Genomic DNA, 22,612 nt, shown 5'->3' on the forward strand with positions numbered 1-22,612 from the left:
AATACTCTGGCTACTACCTGCTTTACTACAGGTGACAGACCCCGACACCGAGAGAAGGCACCAGGCGATGAACACCGTGACCTCCAGCTGGCGGCGGCGTCGGCAGGTGGCGCGCACGCGCCGGGCGCTGGAGCGTGCCCTCGCGCGCAGCAGCAGCCCGTCGATGCGCGACGAGCTGCTGACGATGGCGAACGGCAGCGGCTACGCCCGCTGAACCAGCCGCGACACACGCGACCCCGGCCTCCGTCTGGAGACCGGGGTCGTCTGCTGTCCGGGCTCAGTGCACGCCGTGGACGACGGCGTGCCCCCGGCCGCGGGCGATCATGGCGCGGTTCACCGGCAGGGTGACGACGAACGCGACGGCCAGCGAGCCGGCCAGCGTGAGCCAGAAGAAGGCGCTCGTGACGCCGGCGTCCATGGCGCCGGGCACCGAGACCATGACCGCGTTGTCGACGACCTCCATCACGGCGATCGACACGGTGTCGGCGGCCAGGGCGATCCGCAGGGCGCGGCGGAACGGCAGGCCGGCGCGCAGCACCCCGCGCATCGTCAGGGCGTAGCCGAAGACGAAGGCCAGGGTCACCGACAGGGCGACGGTGGCGCCGTCGTGCAGGCCGATCGAGGTGCCGATGACCATTCCGAGCACCTCGCCGATGGCGCACCCCGTCAGGCAGTGCAGCGTCGCGGAGGCGGCCATCGCCCAGGAGGCGCCGGACCCGTGGTCCTGCCCGGCGGCCTGCTGGTCGGAGTGGTGGTGCGGGGCGGTCTCCATCGAGACCCACCTCCTCGTCCGTGTCGGTCGGTTCATACCCCCATGGGGTATCAACCGTTGTACTCCCGGCCGGACGGCGGGGCAAGAGGAAGCGCCTCCCCCCTTCGGGTCGTCCCCCTCAACCGCCGGCGCCGGGGTGCCGATCGACCACCTGTGAGGACCGAAGGCCGGCGCCGGACGCGCGCCGCAGGGTGCCGCCCGCCGGCGGGGGCCCGATGAGCGTCGTCCCGCCGCCGGAGGCCCGCGAGACCTCCGGGGCGACCACCGGGCTCCTGCTCGGGTACGTCCGCACCCGCGCGGGCGAGGCCGCGGTCCAGGAGGTCCTGCGCCGGGCGGGGGTCACGTCCACCGCCGAGCAGCTCTCCAGTGCCGCCCACTGGACCAGCTACGCCACGCGCGTGCGCCTGTTCGTGGCCGCCACGGAGGTGCTCGGTGCGCCCGACACCATGTTCCGGGTCGGGCGTGAGGCGCTCGCCCACGGGGTGAACCCCGCGCTGGTCCTCGTGGTCCGGGCCATGGGCTCGCCGCAACAGGTCTACCGGCAGCTGCCGCGCGCGGTCGCGAAGTTCTCCACCACCTCCACGATGGAGATCGTCGAGATCGGCCCCGGCCACGCCACGATCCGCTACACCCTGAACCCCGGCTACGCCCACTCGCGGCTGGACTGCGACTACGCGCGCGGCCTCATCGGCATGGTGCCGACGATCTTCGGGGACGCCCCGGCGGAGGTGCTGCACGACGAGTGCGAGTCCGACGGTCACCCCGCCTGCGTCTACCACCTGACCTGGGCACACCGCCGGCGGTGGCGCCGGCGCCGGCGGGCGTCCGAGGTCGCCTCCGAGCTGCAGGCGCTGCGCGGGCAGCTGCGCATCCTCCAGTCCGCGGCCACCGACCTGGTGGCCAGCGACGACGTCGCCACCGTGCTGCACCGCATCGTCAGCCGGGCCGCGGAGGCGGTGCTCGCCCCCGGCTACGTGCTCGCGGTGGCCGACCCGACCGGCGGCCCCGGCCTGGTGCACAGCGCCGGCCTGCCGCCGGACGAGGTGGACGCGCTCACCGCCGTGCTGCTGTCCGGGGCGGCCCCGGGGCCGAACGTGGTGGCGGTCGACGTCGCCTCGGCCCGCCGCACCCACGGCCGGCTCGCGGCCGTCTTCCCGCCCGGGGACGGCGCCCTGGGGCACGAGCGCGACATGCTCGCCGCCTACGCCGGCCACGCCGCGGCCGCGCTGGACCTGCTGCTCGCCCTCGACGACACCCGCCGGGAGGCGCACCGGGCCGGCGCGCTGCTGACGCTGGCCCACGAGCTGGCCGGCACGGAGGACGCCGCGGCGGTCTGCACCGTCGTCGCCGAGGCTCTGCCCCGCATCGTCGGCTCCGACAGCGGCGCCATGCTGCTCTGGGAGCCGGGGAGCGGCTCACTCGTGCCGGCGGCGGCCACCGGGCACCTCGGGCGCGGGGACGAGCTCCTGCTGGCGAGCACGTTGCGCGCGGAGGACACCCCCGAGCTGGTCGGGATGCTCACCGACCGGGAGCCGCTGGTGCTCGACGCCGCGGCCTGCAGCCCCGGCCTGGGCGCGCTGCTGGACGGGCTCGGCGTCACCCACGTCGTCGCCGTCCCACTCCTGGCCGGGCGCACCTTCCTCGGCGTCGCCACCGCCGGCTGGGCGGCCGGCCGGCACCCCGCGCGTCTGGACGGCGACGTGCTCGCCCGCCTGCGCGGCGTCGGCGACCAGGCCTCGACGGCGCTGCAGAAGGCCCGGCTGCTGGAGACCGTCCGACACCAGGCCACCCACGACGCGCTGACCGGCCTGCCCAACCGGGTGCTCTTCCTCGAGCGGCTGGGCAGCGCGCTGGCCGCCACCGGCCCCGACCAGCACGCGGCGGTGCTCTTCTGCGACCTCGACCGGTTCAAGGCGGTCAACGACTCGCTCGGTCACGCCGCCGGCGACGAACTGCTCCGCCAGGTCTCGGCCCGGCTGCGGGCGGCGGTCCGCCCCGGCGACACCGTGGGCCGGCTCTCCGGCGACGAGTTCGCCGTTCTCCTGCCCGGCCTCGCCCAGCCCGAGGACGCCGACCGCGTCGTGGCCCGCGTGCTGCGCTGCTTCGACGACACCTTCCGGCTGGAGGGCACCCAGGTCGCCGTCGGCACCAGCGTGGGGGTCGCCGTCCACAGCGGGGAGTGGGGCCGGCCCGACGCGCTTCTGCGCGACGCCGACGCGGCGATGTACCGGGAGAAGCACGCGGGACGGGCCCGCGCGGACGACTCCGAGGGCTGAGCCCTACGACCGCAGCCGGGCGCGCAGCGCCGCCTGCTCCTCCGGCCCGAAGCCGTGCTCGGTGAGCCAGCCCAGCGGGCCGCCGTGCCGGTCGTCGAGCAGGGACAGCAGCCGGTCCATCGTCTCCGCCCGCGGCGTGTGGACGGCGACGTCGCGGCGGGTCATGTCCTCCGCGTACGTGGGCGAGGCGGCCAGCTTGGCGACGAGGGCGTCGATCACCTCGGCGGTCAGCGCGTAGTCGGCCACGATCTCCTCGTGGGGGACGCCGGCCGCGGCCAGCGCGAACATCGACACGACGCCGGTGCGGTCCTTTCCCGCCGCGCAGTGCACCACGGCGGCGCCCCCGGTGCCCGCGGCGAGCGCGCGCAGCGCACCCAGCACGTTCTCCGGCCGGTGGGCCAGGTAGCCGAGGTAGGAGCGCACCGCCGGCGGCTCGTCCGCGTCGTGCTCGGCGACCTGGCGCGGCAGGAGCGACTCCGCCCAGTCCGCGGGGAGGTCGGGCACCTCGGCCTCCTCCACCGCGAAGACGTCGGTGTGGTGCCCACGCTCGGGCAGCAGGGTGAAGTGCCGGTGGGTGACGCCCGGCAGCGCGCGCAGCGGGCCGCGGCCCTCGAGCAGCACCTCGGCGGTGGTGCGCAGGTCGATGACCTCGGTCAGCCGCACCTGGTCGACCAGCCGGCGGACGTCGGCGTCGCTCAGCGTCTGCAGGTTGTCGCTGCGCAGCACCCGCCCGGGCAGTGTCGTCCCGCCGTCGTGCGTGGGCAGGCCGCCGAGGTCGCGGGTGTTCGTCGTCCCGTCGAGCCGCAGCCAGCGGTCGGTGCGCGTGGTGGTCACCTCCCGACGGTACGACCCGCCGGGGACGCCGCGGCGACACCGCCGGGGACGGCGAGCAACGCCGCGGTGACGCCCAGCAGCCGCTCGCGGAGGACCGCGCCGCGACGGGCGAACCCGCGCTGGGCGGCGGCGTACTCCGCCCGCCCCTCCGGCGTCTCGATGCGGACCGGCGCGCGCCCGTAGCCGCGCAGGTCGTAGGGGGAGGCGCGCATGTCCAGCTCGCGCACGTCCCGGGCCAGCTCGAAGCAGTCCAGCAGCAGCTCGCCGGGGACGGCGGGACCCAGCTTGGCGGCCCACTTGTACAGGTCCATGTTCGCGTGCAGGCACCCCGGCTGCTCCAGTTCCGGCTGGGTCGCGCGGGTGGGTGTGAGCTGGTTGAGGCCCACCGCCGCGGGGGTGAAGAAGCGGAAGGCGTCGAAGTGGGTGCACCGCACCGGGTGCGCCTCCACCACGGCGTCCGTACCGGCCTGGCCCAGCCGCAGCGGCAGCGGGTGCCGGTGCTGCTCCTGCCGGTAGACCATCGCCCACTCGTGCAGCCCGAAGCAGCCGGAGTGGGCCGGCCGCGAGGCGGTGGCGGCCAGCAGCCGGTGCACGAAGCCGACGGTGTCCCCGCGGTCGGCCAGGAACGCCGTCCCGTCGAGGGTGGCGGCCCCGTCGTCGTCGGTGCGGTACCAGCGCCACGCCGCATGCGGAGCGGGGACGCCGTCCGACGGCCCCAGGGTGGTGCCGGCGCCGGGGTGCCAGCGGCGCAGCACCGACGGGCGGGTGCCGTAGTACTCGTAGAGGAAGTCCTCCACCGCGTGCCGCTGGCCGGTCACCCGGCGGGCGCGGTGGCCGGCGGTCAGCGCGTCGGCCCGCTCCGCGTGCACCCGGGCCCGCTCCTGCCAGACCTCGGGGGGCAGGTGGACGGGCTCGGGGCGCACCCGTCCAGGGTAGGCGGGGAGCCCTTCGCCCCTGTCCGGCTCACGCGGCCACGCCGACCCTCGACCCATGGCGACCAAGCCACTCCGCTGCCGGTTCGGCTTCCACGCCTACGTCCGCCGGCACCCGCCGGGGGAACGCGCCGAGGGGCCCGACCACCAGGTGTGTCGGTCGTGCGGGCGGCAGCGGCACCTGACGACCGAGGGCGTCCCGCCCGGCTTCGTCGGCGGGTGACCCGGCGCGCCCCTCGTCAGTGGGCGCTCCACCCGCCGTCCATGACCAGCGAGCTGCCGGTGACCGAGGCGGCCGCGGGGGAGCACAGGTAGGCGACCGCCTCGGCCACCTCCGCCGGCTCGATGAGCCGCTTCACCGCGGCCGGGGCGAGCATCACCTGCTCCACCACCTCGTCCTCGCTCAGCCCGTGTGCCTTCGCCTGGTCGGCGATCTGCCCCTCCACCAGCGGCGTCCGGACGTAGGCGGGGTTCACGCAGTTGGAGGTGACCCCGTGCGGGGCGCCCTCCAGCGCGATGACCTTCGACAGCCCCTCCAGGCCGTGCTTGGCGGTGACGTACGCGCTCTTGTACGCCGAGGCCCGCAACCCGTGGATCGAGCTGACGTTCACGATCCGGCCCCAGCCGCGGCCGTACATGTGCGGGAGCGCGCCGCGGACCAGCCGGAACGGCGCCTCGAGCATCAGCCGGATGATCAGCGAGAACCGGTCGACGGGGAACTCGTGCAGCGGGGCGACGTGCTGGAGGCCCGCGTTGTTGACCAGGACGTCGACGTCCAGGTCGAGGGAGTCGATGCCGTCCAGGTCGGTCAGGTCCGCGGCCAGCGCGGTGCCGCCGACCGTCGCGGCCACGTCCTTCGCCGCCTGGGCGTCCCGGTCCAGCACGACGACGGACGCCCCTGCCGCGGCCAGTCGTTCCACGCAGGCGCGGCCGATGCCCGACGCCCCTCCCGTGACCAGTGCCCGTCGTCCCGCCAGCGTGCCCGTCGCCTCCATGACCGTCACCGTGGCACAGCCTCGGATGGTGGGCCACGTCACGGGGCCCTAGCGTCGATCCCGACCGTTCCGGAACTGCACGACGAGGAGACCGCATGTCCGCGCCCGCGCAGTCCGCCGCACCCTCGGGCTCGAACTTCGCCCGGGTGGTCGGTGCGAGCATCATCGGCACGACCGTCGAGTGGTACGACTTCTTCCTCTACGGCTCGGCCGCCGCGCTCGTCTTCGGCCCGCTCTTCTTCCCGGAGCAGGACGACTTCGTCGGCGTCCTCGCCGCGTTCGCGACCTACGCCGTCGGCTTCTTCGCCCGTCCCGTGGGTGCGCTCGTCTTCGGCCACTTCGGCGACCGGCTCGGCCGCAAGAAGTTGCTGGTGATCTCGCTGATGATGATGGGCGGGGCCACCTTCTGCATCGGCCTGCTGCCCACCTACGGCTCCGTCGGCGTGCTGGCGCCGGTGCTGCTCATCGCGCTGCGGCTGGTCCAGGGCTTCGCCCTCGGCGGCGAGTGGGGCGGCGCGGTCCTCATCGTCTCCGAGCACGGGAAGCCCGAGAACCGCGGCTTCTGGGCCTCCTGGCCGCAGGCCGGCGCACCGGCGGGCAACCTGCTGGCCACCGGCGTCCTCGCGCTGCTGGCCACCTTCCAGTCCGACGAGGCGTTCGAGGCCTGGGGCTGGCGGATCCCGTTCCTGCTCTCCGCGGTGCTGATCCTGGTCGGCCTGTGGGTGCGGCTGACGGTGAGCGAGTCGCCGGTCTTCCTCGAGGCCCAGCGGGAGGCCGAGGCCAAGGCCGCCGCTAGCGGGGTGGCCGAGAAGGCGCCGATCGTCACCGTGCTCACCCGGTACAAGCGCGAGGTGCTCACCGCCATGGGGGCACGGATCGCCGAGAACGTCTCCTTCTACCTGCTGACCGCCTTCAGCCTCACCTACCTGACCAACGTCGAGGGGATGGACTCCTCATTCGCCCTCAACGCGGTGCTCATCGCCTCGGCCGTGCACCTGGTGACCATCCCGCTGTGGGGGGCGCTGTCGGACCGGATCGGCCGCAAGCCGGTCTACCTCTTCGGTGCCCTGGGCGTCGGGGTGTGGGCGTTCGCCTTCTTCGGCCTGCTCGACACCGGCGACTTCTTCCTCGCCGTCGTCGCGATCACCGTCGGGCTGCTGTTCCACGGCGCCATGTACGGGCCGCAGGCGGCGTTCTTCTCGGAGCTGTTCGGCACCAAGGCGCGCTACACCGGCGTCTCGATCGGCGCCCAGCTCGCCTCCCTGGTGGCCGGCGCTCCGGCTCCGCTGATCGCCCTGGCCCTGCTGGGCAGCTTCGACGACCCGAACGAGTTCGCCGTGGCGCTGTACATCGTCGCCTGCGCGGTCGTCACGCTGCTCGCCGTCGCCACCTACGGCGAGACGGGCCGGCGCGACCTCGCCGCGGACAAGGCCGTCGTCGTGAAGGACCGCTCCGGCACGTCGGTCTGACGACGCGGGCCGGGCCGGCACGCCGCCACGGCGGCGCGCCGGCCCGGGTGGAGCCGGCGGCTCAGGACGCCGCGTTGCCCGGCCGGGCCGTGGTGTCGTCGCGCTGGGCCTCCTCGTCGGTGGTCAGCGTGGTGTCCTGCGCGCCGCCGTCGGGGCGGTCCTCGCCGGGGACGCCGTCGACGAGGTTGCCGCTGCTCGGGCCGTCGGAGATGTCGTCGCCCTCGTGGTAGCCGGTCGGGTCGGGTGCGCTCATGCTGTTCCTCCTGGTGGTCGTGGCTCAGACGCTGCCGCCGGGCCCGCCGCGCTCGGCGCGCGCCGGGTCGCTGTCGGCCTTGGCGGGCAGGTCGTCGGGCTGCGCGGCGTCGCGTTCCACCGCCTCCTCGCGGGTGAGGGGCACGTCGTCGAAACCGGACCCGGTGCTGCTGTTGTCCCCTGTGCCCGACGCGGTCGGGACGTCCTGCTGGATCCGGTCGCTGCCCTGTGGGTCGCTCACGGTGGCCTCCTGTGCGACGGCGGTGTCACCCGGAGCCTTGCCCGTCGCCGAGCACCCGAAACGACCGGCGGCCGCCGTCCGGGGGGACGACGGCCGCCGGGACACGGGCCGCGGCTCCACGGCGGTCGGGGACGGCACCTGGCCGCGGTGTCGTCCGGAGGACGACGAAGTGCTCAGAACGCGGCCTCGTCGACCTCCATGAGGGCGTTGTCGGTCTGCTCGACGACGACCCGGTCCGAGGCCAGCCGGGGCAGCACCTGGCTGCAGAAGAACCGGGCGGCGGCGAGCTTGCCCTCGTAGAAGTGCCTGTCCTTCTCGCCCACCTCGCCGGCCAGGGCGGTCAGCGCCACCTCGGCCTGGCGGACCAGGAGCCAGGCGGTGACCAGGTCGCCGGTGGCCAGGAGCAGGCGGGAGGTGTTCTGGCCGATCTTGTAGAGGTTGGTGACGTCCTGCTGGGCGGCGGTCAGGTGGCCGAACATCGCCGTGAGCATCGACTGGACCTCGCCGAGGGCGGCGCCCAGCAGCGCCCGCTCCTCCTTGAGCCGGTCGTCGCCGGTCTCGACCGTGGCCTTGATCTGCGTGGCGAGCCAGGTGAGCGCGACGCCGCCGTCCTTCACGATCTTGCGGAAGAAGAAGTCCTGACCCTGGATCGCGGTGGTGCCCTCGTAGAGCGTGTCGATCTTGGAGTCGCGGATGTACTGCTCGATCGGGTAGTCCTGCAGGAAGCCCGAGCCGCCCAGGGTCTGCAGCGACTCGGCGGTGAGCAGCTGGGTGGCCCGCTCGGAGCCGAAGCCCTTCACCACCGGCAGCAGCAGGTCGTTGACCCGCGCGGCCAGGGTGGCGGCCTCGCTGCCGGCGGTCCCCGCCGCCTCGGCCTCGGTCACCTGGTCGCGGAAGCTGGCGGCGTACAGGTACAGCGCGCGCATGCCCTCCGCGTAGGACTTCTGCAGCATCAGCGAGCGGCGGACGTCGGGGTGGTGGGTGATGGTGACCCGGGGTGCGTCCTTCGACGTCGCGGTCAGGTCGGCGCCCTGGACGCGGGTCTTCGCGTAGTCGAGGGCCACCTGGTAGCCGGCCGACAGGGTGGCGATCGCCTTGGTGCCGACGAACATCCGGGCGTACTCGATGACCTTGAACATCTGCGCGATGCCGTCGTGCACGTCGCCGACGAGCCAGCCCTTCGCCGGCACCGGGCCGTCGCCGAAGGTGACCTCGCAGGTGGTGGACACCTTGAGGCCCATCTTCTTCTCGACGTTGGTCACGTAGGCGCCGTTGCGCTCCCCGAGCTCGCCGGTCGCGAGGTCCACGTGGAACTTGGGGACGACGAACAGCGACAGGCCCTTGGTGCCCGGCCCGGCGCCCTCGGGGCGGGCCAGCACCAGGTGGACGATGTTGTCCGACAGGTCGTGCTCGGCGGAGGTGATGAACCGCTTCACGCCGGTGAGGTGCCAGGAGCCGTCGGGCTGCTGCACCGCCCTGGTGCGGCCGGCGCCGACGTCGGAGCCGGCGTCGGGCTCGGTGAGCACCATCGTGGCGCCCCAGCCCCGGTCGATCATGAGGCGGGCCAGCTGCTTCTGGTCCTCGGTGCCCAGGTCGAACAGCGTCTGGGCGAAGGCCGGGCCGGAGCCGTACATGAACACCGCGGGGTTGGCGCCGAGGACCATCTCGAAGGCGCCCCAGGTCAGGGCGGCGGGGGCGCCGAAGCCACCGAGCTCCTCGGAGAGGTCCAGGCGGTACCACTCGCCGGCGTGCAGGGCCTGGACCGACTGCTTGAACGACTGGGGCAGGGTCACGGAGTGCGTCGCCGGGTCGAAGACGGGCGGGTTGCGGTCGGCGTCGGCGAAGGAGGCCGCGATCGGGCCCTCGGCCAGCCGGCGGATCTCGGCGAGGACGCCGCGCGCGGTCTCGGCGTCCATCTGCTCGAACGGGCCCGTGCCGAACCGCTCCTTGGTGTCGAGGAACTCGAAGAGGTTGAACTCGAGGTCCCGCAGGTTCGCGGTGTAGTGGCCCATGTGTCGTGCTCCCGTGTCGGTGACCGACGGGTTCGTACCCGCGGGTAACAAACGGTATTACCGGCCGGTAACCGGAGCAAGCAACTCCACCCGGAGGGTGCCCGCGAGCCGCTCACGAGGTGGTTGACCCCCTCCCTCCGGGCGGCTGGACACTGGCCGCCTCGTGGAGGGGGACCTGCCATGGCATGGAGCCTGAAGGGCAGCTACGCCGAGACCTGCTCCTGCGAGCTGATGTGCCCCTGCAACCTCTCGTTCGACCACGGGGCCACGTACGACTACTGCCGGGCGACGCTCGGCTTCGACATCCGCGAGGGCGAGGTCGACGGCACCGACGTCCGGGGCCGCAGGGTGGTGCTGATCATCGACACCCCCGAGGTCATGACCGACGGCAACTGGCGGCTCGGGATGTTCGTCGACGACCAGGCCAGCGACGAGCAGTTCGACGAGCTGGTCAAGGTCTTCGGGGGTCAGCTCGGTGGCCCGATGGCGGCGATGGCCCCGCTCGTGGGCGAGGTCGTCGGTGTCGAGCGGGCGGCGATCGAGATGCGCGACGACGGTCTGCTGCACAGCGTGCGCGTCGGGGACGCGATCGACTTCGAGATCGAGGACATCGTCCCCTTCGGGTCCGAGGACGGGCGCCCGGTCCGCTTCGACGGCGCATTCCACCCGGTCGCGTCGAACCTGGTGGCGGCAGAGGCGCGGTCACGCATCGATGCCTTCGGCATCTCGTACGAGGGCAAGACCGGCCCGTCCACCGCCGAGTTCTCCTGGTCCGCCTGATCCGATGAGCGTCGAGGCGCGAGAACGCCTTCCCGGCGACGGCCTCGCGCCCGCCTTCGCCGCCGTCCGCGCCCGGGTCGGGCTCGTCGCCGTGCTGTTCGCCCTCGCCGGCGTCGGCTGGTGGTGGACGGTCCGGCAGATGCGGGGCATGGACGACGGGCCCTGGACCGGTCTGGGGACGCTGGGCTGGTTCCTCGCGGTCTGGGTCGTGATGATGGCCGCGATGATGTTCCCGTCGGTCGCACCGACCGTCGCCCCGTACTCGCGCATGACCCGGCAGCGGTCCCCGCTCTCGCCCCTGCTGATCACGGCGGGCTACCTGCTCACGTGGGCCGCCGCCGGCCTGGTGGCGTTCGGACTCCTGACCGCCCTGGACCGGCTCCTGGGCGACGTGCTCGCCTTCGACCGCGCGGGTCGGTGGGTCGCGGGCGCCACGCTCGTCGTCGCGGCCGTCTACGAGCTGACCCCGCTCAAGGACGTCTGCCTCGGGAAGTGCCGGAGCCCGCTCGGCTTCCTGCTCGGCTCGTGGCGGGAGGGGCGGTCGGGAGCGCTCCGCATGGGCGCGAAGAACGGCGCCTGGTGCGTCGGCTGCTGCTGGGCGCTGATGGCCTCGCTGTTCGCCCTGGGGGGTCATGAGCGTCGTGTGGATGGCGGTGGTCGCCGGCCTGATCGCGATCGAGAAGACCCTGCCGTGGCGCCGGACGGCGACCTACGGGACGGCGGCCCTGCTGCTCGCCCTCGGCGTGCTGGTGCTCGCCGCCCCCGACGTGGTCCCGGCCCTCACCGTGCCCGGCGGCGACATGGCCGGCGAGATGCCGGCCATGGGCTCCTGACGCCGGCCGGTCAGCGGTTGCGCCGCCGGGCGCGCAGCACAAGGCTGCTCAGCCACCCCACCAGCCCGCCGAGGACGGCGGCGAGGAGCAGCGCCACGACCAGCGGGGCGTCGACGTTGCCGAAGACGAGGCTCACGTCGACGGTCTGGGTGTTGAAGACGACGAACAGCACCAGGATGACGGTGACGAACAGCAGGAGGGCCAGCGCCAGCGTGCGCCCGATGGTCCGGCCGGTGCTGCGCGCGGGCGTCGAGCGGTCGGCAGCGGCGGGCGCCGGGGAGCCGCCCGGCGCGCCGGTGGTCCCGGAGCTGGTGCCCGGCGTGCCGGCACCGGCCCCGGTCGAGGTGGCCAGGGGGTCGACGGGGGAACCGGGGAACGTCACGCCGAGGAGTCTGCCGCCGTCCCCCGGTGTACGTCACCGCCCGGCGTCGGGCTCGCTCTCCGCCGGGGGGTAGCTCGGGCCGGCGACCCCGGAGGCGGAGTCCTCGCTGCCGCCCTGGGACTCCGGGTCGGCCGGCGGGGCGACCTCCGCGCCGAGGGGCTGGGCGTCGCGGTCCTCGGAGGGCTCGGGCATCGTCACGCCCCGAGTCTCCGGTGGCGACAGCCGTACGGCGACCGCAGCGGTGGGCCGGCGCTGCGCACTGCCGGTCCACCTCGTGCACTGCGGGTGGTGCAGGACCGGCAACGCACGGGGAACGCCGGCGGTGCGGCCGACGACGTCACAGGTAGGCAGGGTCCGGGGCGCGCGGGGCGGCAGACTGCTGGGACGATCCCTCGAGCCCGGGAGCTGCCCGTGACACCCACCCCGCGTTCCTTCTCCGCCGAGGCGACGGCGCACGCCGCCCGCGGCGCCCGCCTCGACCTCGCCGCCGACCGGCACGAGGCGGTCGGCGCCGTCCTGGGCGAGATGTACGCCCTCATCGACCGGCTGGACGACGTCCCGCTGGGGGAGACCCCGCCGGCCACCGCCTTCGACGCCCGCTGGGAGGGCTGACCGTGCAGCCCTGCGAGCTGTCGCTGACCGCCGCGGCCGGGGAGATCGAGGCCGGCCGGCTGTCCCCGGTGGAGCTCACCGACTCGGTGCTCGACCGCATCGAGGCCACCGAGCCCGCGATCAACGCGTTCGCCCACGTCTGCGCGGACCTCGCGCGGGACCAGGCGCGGACCGCCGAGAAGGAGATCGCCGCCGGCGGCTACCGCGGGCCGCTCCACGGCATCCCGCTGGGCGTCAAGGACCTCTACGACACCGCCGGCATCCCGTCGACGTCGAGCTCGAAGGTGCGCGAGGGCCACGTGCCCGACACCGACGCCGTCGCCGTCCAGCGGCTGCTCGGGGCCGGGATGGTCATGGTCGGCAAGACCCACACGCACGAGTTCGCCTACGGCGGGCGCACCCACACCACCCGGAACCCGTGGGACACCACCCGCATCCCCGGCGGGTCCAGCGGCGGCTCCGGGGCCGCGGTCGCCGCAGGCTCCTGCCTGGTCGGCATGGGCACCGACACGGCCGGCTCGATCCGCATCCCGGCGAACCTGTGCGGCACGGTGGGGCTCAAGCCGACCTACGGGCGGACGTCGCGGCGCGGGGTGGCCTCCCTGTCGTGGTCGCTGGACCACGTCGGCCCGCTCACCCGCAACGTGCGGGACGCCGCCCTGGTGCTCGACGCCATCGCCGGGCACGACCCGCTGGACCCGGCCTCGGTCGACGTGCCGGTGCCCGGCTACGCGGCCGGCACCACCGGCGACGTGCGGGGCCTGCGGATCGGCGTGCCCGCCAACTACTTCTTCGACCACGTGCAGCCGGACGTCGAGGCCTCGGTGCGGGCGGCGGTCGAGGTGCTGGAGGGCCTGGGGGCCGAGGTCCGCGAGGTGACCATCCCGTACCCGGACCAGGTGCTGGCCGCGGAGTGGGGCATCGTGCTCCCCGAGGCCGCCGCCTACCACCAGGAGGCGCTGCGCACGAAGGCCGAGCTCTACCGCCCGGAGACCCGCATGCAGCTCGAGGTGGGCGAGCTGGTGCTGGCCACCGACTACATCAAGGCGCTGCGGGTGCGCACGCTGATCCAGCGGGCCTGGGCCGAGCTGTTCCGCGACGTCGACGTCGTCGTCGCCCCGGTGCAGCCCTTCCCCGCCCCGCTGGTCGACCAGATGGACGTGACCTGGGCCGACGGCACCACCGAGGCCGTCGACCTGGCGATGGTGCGGCTCACCTCCCCGGCCAACCTCACCGGCCTGCCCACGATCGCGCTGCCGACCGGGTTCGACGCCGCCGGACTGCCCCTGGGCATGCAGCTCACGGGGCGGCCCTTCGACGAGCTCACGCTGCTCGACGTCGGCACCGCCTACGAGGCGGCCACCGACGTCGTCGGCCGGATCGCACCGCTGCCGTAGCCGGCCCGGCGGCCGGCGCCGCGACGCAACTCCGGGGGAGAGGCGGTCTCCCTGCGGGTCGGGACGACGACGACTTCCCCGGAGTTGCGCGGTCCCGCTACTCGTCGAGGGAGGGGCCGGCCTCGTGGTGCGGGTGGCCGTGCGTGCGCTCGCGCTGCTTCATGCGGGCCTCGTAGACGTGCCGGTCGCCGCCGGCCAGCTCGGTGCGGGCCCGCTCGTCGAAGTCCCGGAAGACCGACCAGTAGGTGGCGTCGTAGTCCTCGACGATCTGGAACGTCCAGCGGTCGGCGATGACGTTGCGGCCGACGAGGTCACGGTCGAGGTCGTCGGCCAGCTGCGTGTGGCCGGCCTTGCGGAACAGCTCGACGGCGTCCTGCAGGAGCAGATCCGCCTTGCCCGAGTGCTGGTGGAAGCCGTAGAGCTGGCCGCGGGCCTGCTCGATGGTCTCCAGGGCCTCGGACAACTTGCCGAGGCCCTCCACCGTGGTGTCGTCGAGGTCGGGCCGGCTGCGGTCGGTGCTCACCGGCCCATCCTGCGGTGCCCCGCGCGGGTGGGCGACCGCGCCGGCGACCGCGGCGGCTCAGCGGGCGGCGACGGCGGCGTCGATGAGCCGCTCGGCGAGGGCGCGGCCGTGCGAGGCGGGGCCGTCGGGGCCCAGCAGCCCGCCGGAGAGGTACATGCCGTCGATGATCAGGTGGACCTGCGCGGCGAGGTCGTCCCCGGCGCCGGGCACCAGCTGGTCGGCGAGGCGCTCCAGGCGCCCGTGCAGCTCGAACTTGTAGTCGGCGGCGGCGCTGCGCGCGGGGTGCTGGGGGTCGTCGTACTCGCTGCTCACGTTGGTGAACGGGCACCCGCGGAAGCCGGCGCGGGTCACGTCCCGCTCGACGGTGTCGACCACGGACAGCAGCGCGGCCCGCGGGTCGCCGTCCAGGCGCACGAGCTCGGCGTCGATGGAGGCGAGCACGGTGGCCGCCTTGCGGGCCAGGTAGGCCCCGACGAGGTCGTCCTTGCTCTTGAAGAGCCGGTACACCGTCATCTTGCCCAGCCCCGTCTCGCGGACCAGCTCGTCCATGCCCACGCTGCGGGAGCTGCGGGTCGCGAACAGCCGCTCAGCGGTGTCCAGGACGATGGCCTGCCGCTCGGCCCGGCTCCGGCGGACGGGAACCGAGACGTCGTCGGCGGCGAGGGGGAGGGCGGCTGCGGTCACGTCGGGGATGCTGCCCCAGCCCGTGACGGATCAGTTCGCGGCACGCCGGGATCCGGCGCCGGTTGGTTGCAGTGAGTGACGAGAGACGCCCGGGCTGGCCGGGACCCCGGGGATCGGTGGGACGCGTGTGACGATCAGTGACCGTCGAGCGACCGACCGATCCCCGTTCGGGTCAGGCCCGGCGCACCCGGCGGGGGTTGGCCAGCATCCGCGCCACGGGGACGGCGGAGGCCTGCTGGGCCTGCGACTCGTCGGCCTGGCGCTCGGCCGGGGTCTCGTCAACTACTCGCATGTCGCGCTGCGTGTCCTCCATGGCACCCAGCGTCCCCCCAATCCGGGCGGAGGAAACAGACCCGAAACGGTGAGTTGAAGCCGAAACGATGAGAGATCAGTCACTCCTCGTGTCCGACGGGCCTCCCTGCAGCGCCGCGACCAGGGAGTCCCAGACCCCGCGTGGGGCCGGCGCGACCGTGTTGACGCTGAACCGGTCCACCAGGCCGTCGTACCGCTCGCGCACCCGCGCCCCGACGTCCGCGGGGTCGGCGACCACGGCGAACGCGTCCAGCACCTCGTCGTCGACCAGGTCGCGCATCGCCGTCCACCGGTCCTCCCGGCGCCCGACCGACAGCGAGTGCAGCTCGTCGGCGAGGTCCTCCCACCCGTGCAGCTCCAGCACCGGCCGGTAGGCCGGGGTGCTGCCGTAGAACGCGATCTGGGCCCGGACGGCGGCGGCCGCGGCCTCCCGCTCCGTCGCGGTGTCCCCGGTGACGACGAACCCCGGCAGGCCCACGGTGACGTCGGTACGCGCCCGGCCCGACGCCGTCAGCCCCTCGCCCAGCGCCGGCAGCGTGCGCTCGCGCAGGTAGCGGGCGGTCGTGAACGGGTGCGCGAACAGGCCGTCGGCGACCTCACCGGCCAGCCGGGTCATCCCCGGCCCGACCGCGGCCAGGTGCACCGGCGGCCCGCCCCACTCGTGCGGCTCCGGGCTGAACACCGGCGTCATGAGGGTGTGCGTGTAGTGCTCGCCCCGGAACCGGAGCGGGGTGCCCTCCTGCCACGCGGTCCAGATGGCCCGCAGCGCGGCCACGTACTCGCGCATCCGGGGCACCGGCGTGCTCCACGGCATCGAGAACCGCCGCTCCACGTGCGCACGCACCTGCGTCCCCAGGCCCAGCACGAAGCGGCCGCGGGTGTACCGCTGGAGGTCGTGCGCGGTGGCGGCCACCGTCATCGGGGAGCGGGCGAAGGCGACCGCGATCGCCGTCCCGACCTGCAGCCGGGTGGTCGCCCGGCCCGCGACCAGCAGCGGGAGGAAGGGGTCGTGGTCGGTCTCCGAGGTCCAGACGCCGGCGCAGCCGCGCGCCTCCAGCTCGCGCGCGACCCCGGGCACCGCGTCGAGGTCGGCGGGCAGGGTGGCGTCGAGCAGCACGGCCCCGCAGCCTGCCGCACCGGCCACCCCGCCCGCCAGCGCTCAGGGGGTGTCCGCGCCCTCCTCGGGCCGGTCCTGGCCCTCGGCGGGCTCCGACGGGTGCGGCGTGCGGCCGTCGGTCGACTCCTCGCCGGGCGGGTCGCCCTCGGCGCGCTCGGCGGAGCGGGGCGGGCGGTCCGGATCGGTCATCGTCGTCCTCCTCGGTCGGGGCTCTCCCGTTCGGCGGGCCTGTGCCCGGGGACCCGGCCGCTCAACCCCGCAGCGGCGCTGCCGGCGGCAGCCGGGGGCGCAGCCGGGCGACGGCCGCGGCGTCGGGCAGCGCGCCCCGGGCGCCGGCACCGGTGGTCGACAGCGCGGCGGCGGTGACCGCGAGGGCGACCGCCTCGGCCGGGGCCGCGCCGTCGGCCAGCGCGATGCCGAGCGCGCCGCAGAAGCAGTCCCCGGCGCCCGTGGTGTCGACCGGCTCGACCGGCGGCGGGGCCTGCAGCAGCGCCGGCCCGTCCGCGGGCACGAGCAGCGCGCCGCGCGCGCCGAGGGTGACCACGACCGTGCCCGCCCCGAGGGCGCGGGCGAGGCCGGCGAGCTCGGCCGGGTCGCGCTCGCCGGGTGCCGCGCCGGCCAGTGCGACCAGCTCGTGCTCGTTCGGCACGAGCACGTCGACGCGCGCGAGCAGCTCCGCCGGGAGCGGCTGGGGCGGAGCCGGGGTGAGGACGACGGTGCCGCCGGCGACGGCCGCAGCGGCCGCCACGGTGGCCAGCGGCACCTCCAGCTGGAGCAGGACCACCCGCGCCCGCCGCACCGGGTCGACGTCGACGTCCTCCGGGCGCAGCTCGGCGTTGGCCCCGGGGACGACGACGATGAGGTTCTCCCCGCTGCCCTCCTCGACCGGGATCGTCGCGGTGCCGGTGGGCGCCTCCGGCGTCCGCTGCACGTGCCCGGCGTCGACGCCGGCCGCGGTGAGCGCCGCCAGCTGCCGCTCCCCGGCGGGGTCGGCGCCGACCCGGCCGACCATGACCACCCCGGTGCCGAGCCGGCCCGCGGCCGCCGCCTGGTTGGCGCCCTTCCCCCCGGGCGCGAGCGCGGTGCCGGAGCCGATGACGGTCTCGCCCCGCCCGGGCAGGCGGCCGACGCGGACGAGCACGTCCTCGTTGAGGCTCCCGACGACGGTCACCGACACGCGTGCACCTCCAGGAGCGGGACGGGAGGTCAGCTCTACCAGACCCGCCTCACCCGGCCGCCGACCGGCGGTGGCGCAGGGGGAGGGCGTACCAGGACACCGCTCCCACCACGACGACGAACGCGCACCCGACGACCGCCGGCCAGCGGCCCAGCACCACGTCGAGCACCAGCAGGACGGCGCTGGTGATGCCGAGGAAGAGCAGCCCCAGCCCCAGGAGCAGCGCACGGTCGGCGAAGGCGACCAGCTCGGCCTTGCGTCGCTGACGGAAGAGCGTGCGGTGGAACGACACCGGGGCGATGAGCACGAGGATCGCGGTCGCCGTGCTGAGCAGCGTGATCGTGTAGACCGTGGTGCCGAACGGGCCCTCGTCGTCGAAGCGGGCCATGAACGGCAGGGTCAGCAGGAACGCGAACAGCACCTGCACGCCGGTGATCGCGACCCGCAGCTCCTGGAGCAGCTCGCCCAGGTTGCGGTCGAGCACCTGCTCCGGCGTCTGGCCGCGCAGCTGCGCGGCCCCGGCCACGTCGGTCCGCTCCCGCGACACGGCCGACCTCTTCCACGCCACGCCGCTGCGGTACCGCGCGGGGACCCACTCGACACCCCGGACCTGTGGTGCCGGGCGACGAGCTGGGGACACGATCCGCTCGAGGGCCGTTGAATGCCCGCATGAGCGGTCTGCCCCGCAACGACCCCCGCCAGTACGACGAGCTCGCCGACGAGTGGTGGGACTCCTCGGGCGGGTTCGCCGCGCTGCACTGGCTGGCCGAGTCGCGCGCCGAGCACATCCCACCCGCCGCGGCACCGGGCGCGGTGCTGGTCGACCTGGCGTGCGGCGGAGGCCTCATGGCGCCGCACGCGGCCCGGCTGGGCTACCGGCACGTGGGCGTCGACCTCGGCCGGCCGGGGCTGGAGTTGGCGCGGGCGCACGGCGTCCTGGCGGTGCAGGGCTCGGTGCACGCCGTCCCGCTCGGGAACGGGTGCGCCGACGTCGTCGTCGCCGGGGAGATCCTCGAGCACGTCGAGGACGACGTCGGCGTGCTCGCCGAGTGCGCCCGGCTGCTGCGTCCCGGCGGCACCCTGGTGATCGACGCGCTGGCGGCGACCCGCCTGGGGCGGTTCCTCATGGTGACCGTCGCCGAGCGGCTGCCCGGTGGCCCGCCGCCGGGCCTGCACGACCCGGCGCTGTTCGTCGACCGCCGCCGGTTGCTGGCCGCGGCGGACCGGCTGGGCCTGGACCTGCGGCTGGTCGGTCTGCGCCCCTCGGTGCGGGAGGCGGTCGGCTGGCGGCTGGGCCGGCGCCGGTCGGTCCGGATGAAGCCGATCCGCTCCACCGCGGTCGTCTTCGCCGGTTACGGGCGCAAGCGCTGATGCGGCGGCAGCCCCTGCTCGGCCGTACCGTCTCCGCATGACGCCGAGCCCGTGCGCCTGCGGAGCGGCACCCGCAGCCGAGCCGTCCAGCAGCCCCGTGGACGCCTCTCCGTCGCGGCCCGGCAGCGCCGGCGAGGTGGCCCGGTGAGCGCCGCCGTGGTCACCGGCGCCGGAGCCGCCCTCCCCACCACGATCGACCAGGACGCGGTCTGGGACGGCTTCTTCGCCGAGCACTACGCCGGGCTGCGCGCGGCCCGGCGGATCTTCAGCTCCTCGGGCGTGCGCCGCCGACACGCGGTGGCCAACCCGCTGGACGAGGACCTCAGCAGCTGGGGCACCGGCGCCCGCATGCAGCGCTACGTGGAGGAGGCGCTCCCACTCGGCAAGCAGGCCGTGGCCGGTGCCCTGGACGCCGCCGGGCTGCCGCCGGGCGAGGTCGGGCTGTTCGCGGTCGCCACCTGCACCGGGTACGCCACGCCCGGCCTGGACATCCGCCTCGCCGGCGACCTGGGCATGCCCGCGGGCCTGCAGCGGCTGCTCGTCGGCCACATGGGTTGCTACGCGGCGATCCCGGGGCTGGCCGCCGTCGCGGACTTCGTGACGGCCCGGTCCCGCCCGGCGGTGCTGCTGTGCTGCGAGCTCACCAGCCTGCACGTGCAGCCGGCCCAGGCCGACCTCGAGCAGGTCGTCGCGCACGCGCTGTTCTCCGACGCCGCGGCCGCGGTCGTCGTCCAGCCCGGGGCCCGGCGCGGGCGCCGCCTGGCCGGCATCGTCGCGCGCACCGACGCCTCCACCGCCGACCACATGACCTGGGACGTCACCGACCTCGGGTTCCGCATGGGGCTGTCGCCGCGGGTGCCCGAGGTGCTGGCCCGCCACGTCGGGGACGTCGTCGACGAGCTGCTCACCGCCGCGGGGCTGCGGGTGGAGGACGTCGCCGGGTGGGCGGTGCACCCCGGTGGACCGCGCATCCTGGACGTCGTCCGCGACGAGCTCGGCCTGGCCGAGGTCCAGCTCGCGGCTTCCCGGCGGGTGCTGGCCGAGCACGGCAACTGCTCCTCGGCCACCGTCCTGCTCGTGCTCGACGAGCTCGGGGACGTCGACGGCCCGGTGGTCGCCATGGCGTTCGGGCCGGGGCTGACCCTGTACGCCGCCCTGCTGCTGCCGGCCTGACGCGGTGTGCAGGCGGCGTGCCGACGGTCGTCGCGCCCCCTAGGCTCTGTGCGCTGGCTCACACCGGAGGGGGCGGCCGCATGGGGGAGGAACCCACCGAGGTGCGCGTCTTCCTCGTCGACGACCACGAGGTCGTCCGGCGAGGGGTGGCCGAACTGCTGGAGGAGGATCCGGCGATCCGGGTGGTGGGCGAGGCCGGCTCGGTCGCCGAGGCCCTCGCGCGGGTGCCCGCCGTGCGGCCGGACGTCACCGTGGTCGACATGCGGCTGCCCGACGGCGACGGCGCCGAGGTGTGCCGGCTGCTGCGCGACCGCGTCCCCGACCAGCGCTGCCTGGTGCTGACCAGCTACTCCGACGACGACGCGGTCGCCGCCGCGGTGGCCGCCGGGGCGGCCGGTTACCTGCTCAAGCAGGTGCGCGGCTCGGCGCTGGTGTCCGCGGTCCGCACCGTCGCCTCCGGCGGCACGCTGTTCGACCAGGACCCCGCGGTGGCGGTGGCCGCCCGCAGCCGGCCGGTGGAGCGCGACCGCCGGCTGGCGGTGCTGACCGAGCAGGAGCGCACGGTGCTGCGGCTGATCGGGGAGGGCCTGACCAACCGGCAGATCGGCGAGCGGATGGGCCTGGCGGAGAAGACGGTCAAGAACTACACCAGCCACCTGCTGGCAAAGCTGGGCCTGGAGCGCCGCACCCAGGCCGCCATCCTCGCCACGGAGCTGCGCGACCGCCCCGGCGGCAGCTGAGCGCCGGGCGGCCGCTCAGCGCTGCGGCGGCAGCGGCACCGTCCAGCGGAACTCCGTCCCCGACGGGCCGGTCGAGGTCGTCAGGCGGCCCCCGTGCCGCTCGGCGCGGTCGGCGACGTTGGTCAGGCCGCTGCGCACGGTGACCGGCGGCAGCCCGATGCCGTTGTCGGTGACCACGACCCGCACGTCCGACTCCACGCTCACCAGCACCATCACCCGGGTCGCCCGCGCGTGCTTGACCACGTTGGTCACCAGCTCACGGACGACGGCGACGACGTCGGGCACCAGGCTCCCCGGCAGCTCGTCGAGGCCGCGGAGGCGGACGTCGGGCCGCAGCCCGTGCCCGCCGGTGATGGAGCGGACGACGTCGGCCAGGCGGGTGCGGACGGCGTCCGGCGAGTCGTCCTCCGGCTGGTGCAGCTCGAAGATCGCCGAGCGGATGCGGGCGATCGTCCCGTCCAGCTCGTCGACCCGCTCCGCCAGCCGGGCGGCCGCCTCCGGGTGGTCGGTCTGCAGGGACCGGCTGATCCGGTCCAGCGCGAGGCCCGTCGCGAAGATCCGCTGGACGACGTGGTCGTGCAGGTCCCGGGCGATCCGGTCGCGGTCGGCCTCGACCTGCAGCCGGCGCTCCCGCTGCTGGCTGCGGGCCAGCTGCAGCGCGACGGCCGCCTGGGCGGCGAAGGCCGAGGCGAGCTCCAGGGTGTCGGGCTCGAACGGCATGCCGCCCTTGCGTCGCATCGCGACCACCGTGCCCAGGGGCGGGCGCCCGCCCAGCGGGATGAACAGCGTGGGGCCGTAGTCGACGGCGATCTCTCCCAGCACCGGTGCCCGCCGCCCGCCGGGCGCCGCGGCGCTCACGTCGGAGATGAGACGAGGGACGCCGGACCGGTGCGCGGCGCCCAGCTGCGTGTCGGCCAGGGGCAGCCGCACGCCCTCCAGGTCCTCGCTCTCCAGGCCGAAGGCGGAGACGACGATCAGGACGTCCTCGTCGTCCGGGCTGGGCGCCAGGACCCCGGCGACGTCGGCGGAGGCCAGGGCGGCGACCCGCTCGGCGATGGCGTGGAGCACGGTGTCGGGGTCGGCCCCGGAGAGCAGGGCGGTGGCGATGCTGCTGCCGGCCTGGGCCCACGCCCGCCGGTGCTCGGCACGCTCCACCAGCAGGGCGTTCTCGATGGCCAGCCCGGCCGTCGCGGCCAGCGCCAGGGCGGCCCGTTCGTCGGCGTCGGTGAAGGGGCCCCCGGGGCGCTTCTCGGTCAGGTAGAGGACGGCGAACGCCCGGCCCGCCGCGCGGATCGGCAACGCCAGGAAGGTGTGCATCGGCGGGTGGCCGGGCGGGAAGCCGACCGCCTCCGGGTGGACGGTGAGGTCCTCGAGCCGCAGCGGGTCCGAGGCGCCGATCATCACCCCGAGCACGCCCTCGCCCGTGGGTAGCCGGCCGATCCGCTCCCGGTCCGCGGCGTCCATGCCGACGACGACGAACCGCTCGAAGCCGGTGCCGGCGCGGTCGACCACGCCGAGGGCGCCGTAGGCGGCCTGCACGCGCTCGATCGCCGCGCTCACGACTCCGCGCAGCGTCGACTCGACGTGGTCGCTCGTCGCGGCCGCGCGTACACCGGCCGCGAGTACCGGGACGGGGCCCCGGTCGTCGGGACCCTCGGGGTCGGGCGGGGTCACGGCCCGGCCGGCGAGGGTCTCGGAGGAGGGAGCGTCACTGCGGGGATGGGTGCC

Annotated in this window: 28 protein-coding genes and 1 pseudogene; 12 read left to right on the forward strand and 17 right to left on the reverse strand. The window is 75.0% G+C overall.

Features of this window, described 5'->3' with window-relative positions; genetic code table 11:
* The first annotated feature begins 31 nt into the window (after positions 1 to 31).
* Positions 32 to 214, forward strand: coding sequence for a hypothetical protein (locus ACI784_RS13390; protein ID WP_457013804.1), 183 nt, complete (start codon positions 32 to 34; stop codon positions 212 to 214).
* Between the two features lie 63 nt (positions 215 to 277).
* Here ACI784_RS13390 and ACI784_RS13395 read toward each other — a convergent pair whose 3' ends face one another.
* A complete protein-coding gene (locus ACI784_RS13395; protein WP_457013805.1) occupies positions 278 to 772 on the reverse strand; it encodes a DUF4396 domain-containing protein in 495 nt (164 codons plus the stop codon).
* A 215-nt stretch (positions 773 to 987) separates the two neighbouring features.
* Here ACI784_RS13395 and ACI784_RS13400 point away from each other — a divergent pair, with 215 nt between their 5' ends.
* The gene (locus tag ACI784_RS13400) at positions 988 to 3,048 is read left to right on the forward strand and encodes a diguanylate cyclase domain-containing protein (protein WP_457013806.1); all 2,061 of its coding nucleotides are present in this window, start codon (positions 988 to 990) and stop codon (positions 3,046 to 3,048) included.
* A gap of 3 nt (positions 3,049 to 3,051) precedes the next feature.
* On the opposite strand, the gene ACI784_RS13405 is transcribed toward ACI784_RS13400, so the two are convergent.
* Both ACI784_RS13405 and ACI784_RS13410 read right to left on the reverse strand, forming a co-directional pair.
* Positions 3,052 to 3,882 (reverse strand): tyrosine-protein phosphatase, encoded by an 831-nt coding sequence (locus ACI784_RS13405; RefSeq protein WP_456922325.1) that lies wholly within the window; start codon positions 3,880 to 3,882, stop codon positions 3,052 to 3,054.
* Positions 3,879 to 4,805 carry a 3-methyladenine DNA glycosylase gene (locus ACI784_RS13410; RefSeq protein ID WP_457013807.1) on the reverse strand — a complete coding sequence of 309 codons (927 nt, stop codon included), beginning with the start codon at positions 4,803 to 4,805 and terminating at the stop codon, positions 3,879 to 3,881. The genes ACI784_RS13405 and ACI784_RS13410 overlap by 4 nt, the downstream gene beginning before the upstream one ends.
* Before the next feature lie 67 nt (positions 4,806 to 4,872).
* Here ACI784_RS13410 and ACI784_RS13415 point away from each other — a divergent pair, with 67 nt between their 5' ends.
* A complete protein-coding gene (locus ACI784_RS13415; protein ID WP_456922327.1) occupies positions 4,873 to 5,037 on the forward strand; it encodes a hypothetical protein in 165 nt (54 codons plus the stop codon).
* 16 nt (positions 5,038 to 5,053) lie between these two features.
* Here ACI784_RS13415 and ACI784_RS13420 read toward each other — a convergent pair whose 3' ends face one another.
* On the reverse strand, positions 5,054 to 5,809 hold the full coding sequence (locus tag ACI784_RS13420) for a 3-hydroxybutyrate dehydrogenase (RefSeq protein WP_456922328.1): 756 nt from the start codon (positions 5,807 to 5,809) through the stop codon (positions 5,054 to 5,056).
* A gap of 95 nt (positions 5,810 to 5,904) precedes the next feature.
* Here ACI784_RS13420 and ACI784_RS13425 point away from each other — a divergent pair, with 95 nt between their 5' ends.
* On the forward strand, positions 5,905 to 7,278 hold the full coding sequence (locus ACI784_RS13425; protein ID WP_456922329.1) for an MFS transporter: 1,374 nt from the start codon (positions 5,905 to 5,907) through the stop codon (positions 7,276 to 7,278).
* 61 nt (positions 7,279 to 7,339) lie between these two features.
* On the opposite strand, the gene ACI784_RS13430 is transcribed toward ACI784_RS13425, so the two are convergent.
* From ACI784_RS13430 to ACI784_RS13440, 3 genes are all read right to left on the reverse strand, one after another.
* Complete coding sequence (locus ACI784_RS13430) at positions 7,340 to 7,531, reverse strand: hypothetical protein (protein ID WP_456922330.1); 192 nt, start codon at positions 7,529 to 7,531, stop codon at positions 7,340 to 7,342.
* A 24-nt stretch (positions 7,532 to 7,555) separates the two neighbouring features.
* Complete coding sequence (locus ACI784_RS13435) at positions 7,556 to 7,771, reverse strand: hypothetical protein (RefSeq protein WP_456922331.1); 216 nt, start codon at positions 7,769 to 7,771, stop codon at positions 7,556 to 7,558.
* 173 nt (positions 7,772 to 7,944) lie between these two features.
* Positions 7,945 to 9,783: an acyl-CoA dehydrogenase gene (locus ACI784_RS13440; protein WP_457013808.1), complete on the reverse strand. Its 1,839-nt coding sequence runs from the start codon at positions 9,781 to 9,783 to the stop codon at positions 7,945 to 7,947.
* Positions 9,784 to 9,963: 180 nt separating this feature from the next.
* On the opposite strand from ACI784_RS13440, the gene ACI784_RS13445 reads away from it, so the two are divergent.
* The 3 genes and pseudogenes from ACI784_RS13445 to ACI784_RS13455 all read left to right on the forward strand — a co-directional run bounded on the left by ACI784_RS13445 (position 9,964) and on the right by ACI784_RS13455 (position 11,396).
* Positions 9,964 to 10,563 (forward strand): DUF1326 domain-containing protein, encoded by a 600-nt coding sequence (locus ACI784_RS13445; protein WP_457013809.1) that lies wholly within the window; start codon positions 9,964 to 9,966, stop codon positions 10,561 to 10,563.
* Between the two features lie 226 nt (positions 10,564 to 10,789).
* Positions 10,790 to 11,125: pseudogene (locus ACI784_RS13450) on the forward strand (DUF2182 domain-containing protein); the annotation flags it as partial.
* 70 nt (positions 11,126 to 11,195) lie between these two features.
* Positions 11,196 to 11,396 carry a hypothetical protein gene (locus ACI784_RS13455; protein WP_457013810.1) on the forward strand — a complete coding sequence of 67 codons (201 nt, stop codon included), beginning with the start codon at positions 11,196 to 11,198 and terminating at the stop codon, positions 11,394 to 11,396.
* Between the two features lie 10 nt (positions 11,397 to 11,406).
* Here ACI784_RS13455 and ACI784_RS13460 read toward each other — a convergent pair whose 3' ends face one another.
* Both ACI784_RS13460 and ACI784_RS13465 read right to left on the reverse strand, forming a co-directional pair.
* On the reverse strand, positions 11,407 to 11,778 hold the full coding sequence (locus ACI784_RS13460; RefSeq protein ID WP_457013811.1) for a lipopolysaccharide assembly protein LapA domain-containing protein: 372 nt from the start codon (positions 11,776 to 11,778) through the stop codon (positions 11,407 to 11,409).
* 33 nt (positions 11,779 to 11,811) lie between these two features.
* Positions 11,812 to 11,976 carry a hypothetical protein gene (locus ACI784_RS13465; protein WP_457013850.1) on the reverse strand — a complete coding sequence of 55 codons (165 nt, stop codon included), beginning with the start codon at positions 11,974 to 11,976 and terminating at the stop codon, positions 11,812 to 11,814.
* A gap of 213 nt (positions 11,977 to 12,189) precedes the next feature.
* Between ACI784_RS13465 and ACI784_RS13470 the strand changes: the two genes are divergently transcribed.
* Both ACI784_RS13470 and ACI784_RS13475 read left to right on the forward strand, forming a co-directional pair.
* The gene (locus ACI784_RS13470; RefSeq protein WP_457013812.1) at positions 12,190 to 12,390 is read left to right on the forward strand and encodes a hypothetical protein; all 201 of its coding nucleotides are present in this window, start codon (positions 12,190 to 12,192) and stop codon (positions 12,388 to 12,390) included.
* A gap of 2 nt (positions 12,391 to 12,392) precedes the next feature.
* Positions 12,393 to 13,787 (forward strand): amidase, encoded by a 1,395-nt coding sequence (locus tag ACI784_RS13475; protein WP_457013813.1) that lies wholly within the window; start codon positions 12,393 to 12,395, stop codon positions 13,785 to 13,787.
* Positions 13,788 to 13,884: 97 nt separating this feature from the next.
* Here the strand turns inward: ACI784_RS13475 and ACI784_RS13480 are convergent, their stop codons facing one another.
* From ACI784_RS13480 to ACI784_RS13510, 7 genes are all read right to left on the reverse strand, one after another.
* Positions 13,885 to 14,310, reverse strand: a complete 426-nt coding sequence (locus ACI784_RS13480; RefSeq protein ID WP_457013814.1) for a hypothetical protein — start codon at positions 14,308 to 14,310, stop codon at positions 13,885 to 13,887.
* Between the two features lie 57 nt (positions 14,311 to 14,367).
* Complete coding sequence (locus ACI784_RS13485) at positions 14,368 to 14,994, reverse strand: TetR/AcrR family transcriptional regulator (RefSeq protein ID WP_457013815.1); 627 nt, start codon at positions 14,992 to 14,994, stop codon at positions 14,368 to 14,370.
* Between the two features lie 172 nt (positions 14,995 to 15,166).
* Entirely contained in the window at positions 15,167 to 15,307 is a 141-nt protein-coding gene (locus ACI784_RS13490) for a hypothetical protein (RefSeq protein WP_456922340.1), read from the reverse strand.
* A 75-nt stretch (positions 15,308 to 15,382) separates the two neighbouring features.
* Positions 15,383 to 16,423 (reverse strand): TIGR03617 family F420-dependent LLM class oxidoreductase, encoded by a 1,041-nt coding sequence (locus ACI784_RS13495; protein WP_457013816.1) that lies wholly within the window; start codon positions 16,421 to 16,423, stop codon positions 15,383 to 15,385.
* Positions 16,424 to 16,465: 42 nt separating this feature from the next.
* A complete protein-coding gene (locus tag ACI784_RS13500; RefSeq protein ID WP_456922342.1) occupies positions 16,466 to 16,612 on the reverse strand; it encodes a hypothetical protein in 147 nt (48 codons plus the stop codon).
* 61 nt (positions 16,613 to 16,673) lie between these two features.
* Complete coding sequence (locus tag ACI784_RS13505; protein WP_457013817.1) at positions 16,674 to 17,600, reverse strand: ribokinase; 927 nt, start codon at positions 17,598 to 17,600, stop codon at positions 16,674 to 16,676.
* Between the two features lie 49 nt (positions 17,601 to 17,649).
* Complete coding sequence (locus tag ACI784_RS13510; RefSeq protein WP_457013818.1) at positions 17,650 to 18,147, reverse strand: DUF6328 family protein; 498 nt, start codon at positions 18,145 to 18,147, stop codon at positions 17,650 to 17,652.
* Between the two features lie 122 nt (positions 18,148 to 18,269).
* On the opposite strand from ACI784_RS13510, the gene ACI784_RS13515 reads away from it, so the two are divergent.
* The 3 genes from ACI784_RS13515 (at position 18,270) to ACI784_RS13525 (ending at position 20,884) form a co-directional block, all read left to right on the forward strand.
* Positions 18,270 to 18,971: a methyltransferase domain-containing protein gene (locus tag ACI784_RS13515; RefSeq protein ID WP_456922345.1), complete on the forward strand. Its 702-nt coding sequence runs from the start codon at positions 18,270 to 18,272 to the stop codon at positions 18,969 to 18,971.
* A gap of 144 nt (positions 18,972 to 19,115) precedes the next feature.
* The gene (locus ACI784_RS13520) at positions 19,116 to 20,144 is read left to right on the forward strand and encodes a type III polyketide synthase (protein WP_457013819.1); all 1,029 of its coding nucleotides are present in this window, start codon (positions 19,116 to 19,118) and stop codon (positions 20,142 to 20,144) included.
* An 80-nt stretch (positions 20,145 to 20,224) separates the two neighbouring features.
* The gene (locus tag ACI784_RS13525; RefSeq protein ID WP_456922347.1) at positions 20,225 to 20,884 is read left to right on the forward strand and encodes a response regulator; all 660 of its coding nucleotides are present in this window, start codon (positions 20,225 to 20,227) and stop codon (positions 20,882 to 20,884) included.
* Between the two features lie 15 nt (positions 20,885 to 20,899).
* On the opposite strand, the gene ACI784_RS13530 is transcribed toward ACI784_RS13525, so the two are convergent.
* Positions 20,900 to 22,558 (reverse strand): GAF domain-containing protein, encoded by a 1,659-nt coding sequence (locus tag ACI784_RS13530; protein WP_456922348.1) that lies wholly within the window; start codon positions 22,556 to 22,558, stop codon positions 20,900 to 20,902.
* Between the last annotated feature and the right edge of the window lie 54 nt (positions 22,559 to 22,612).

The organism is Geodermatophilus sp. SYSU D01186 (genome assembly GCF_054050215.1).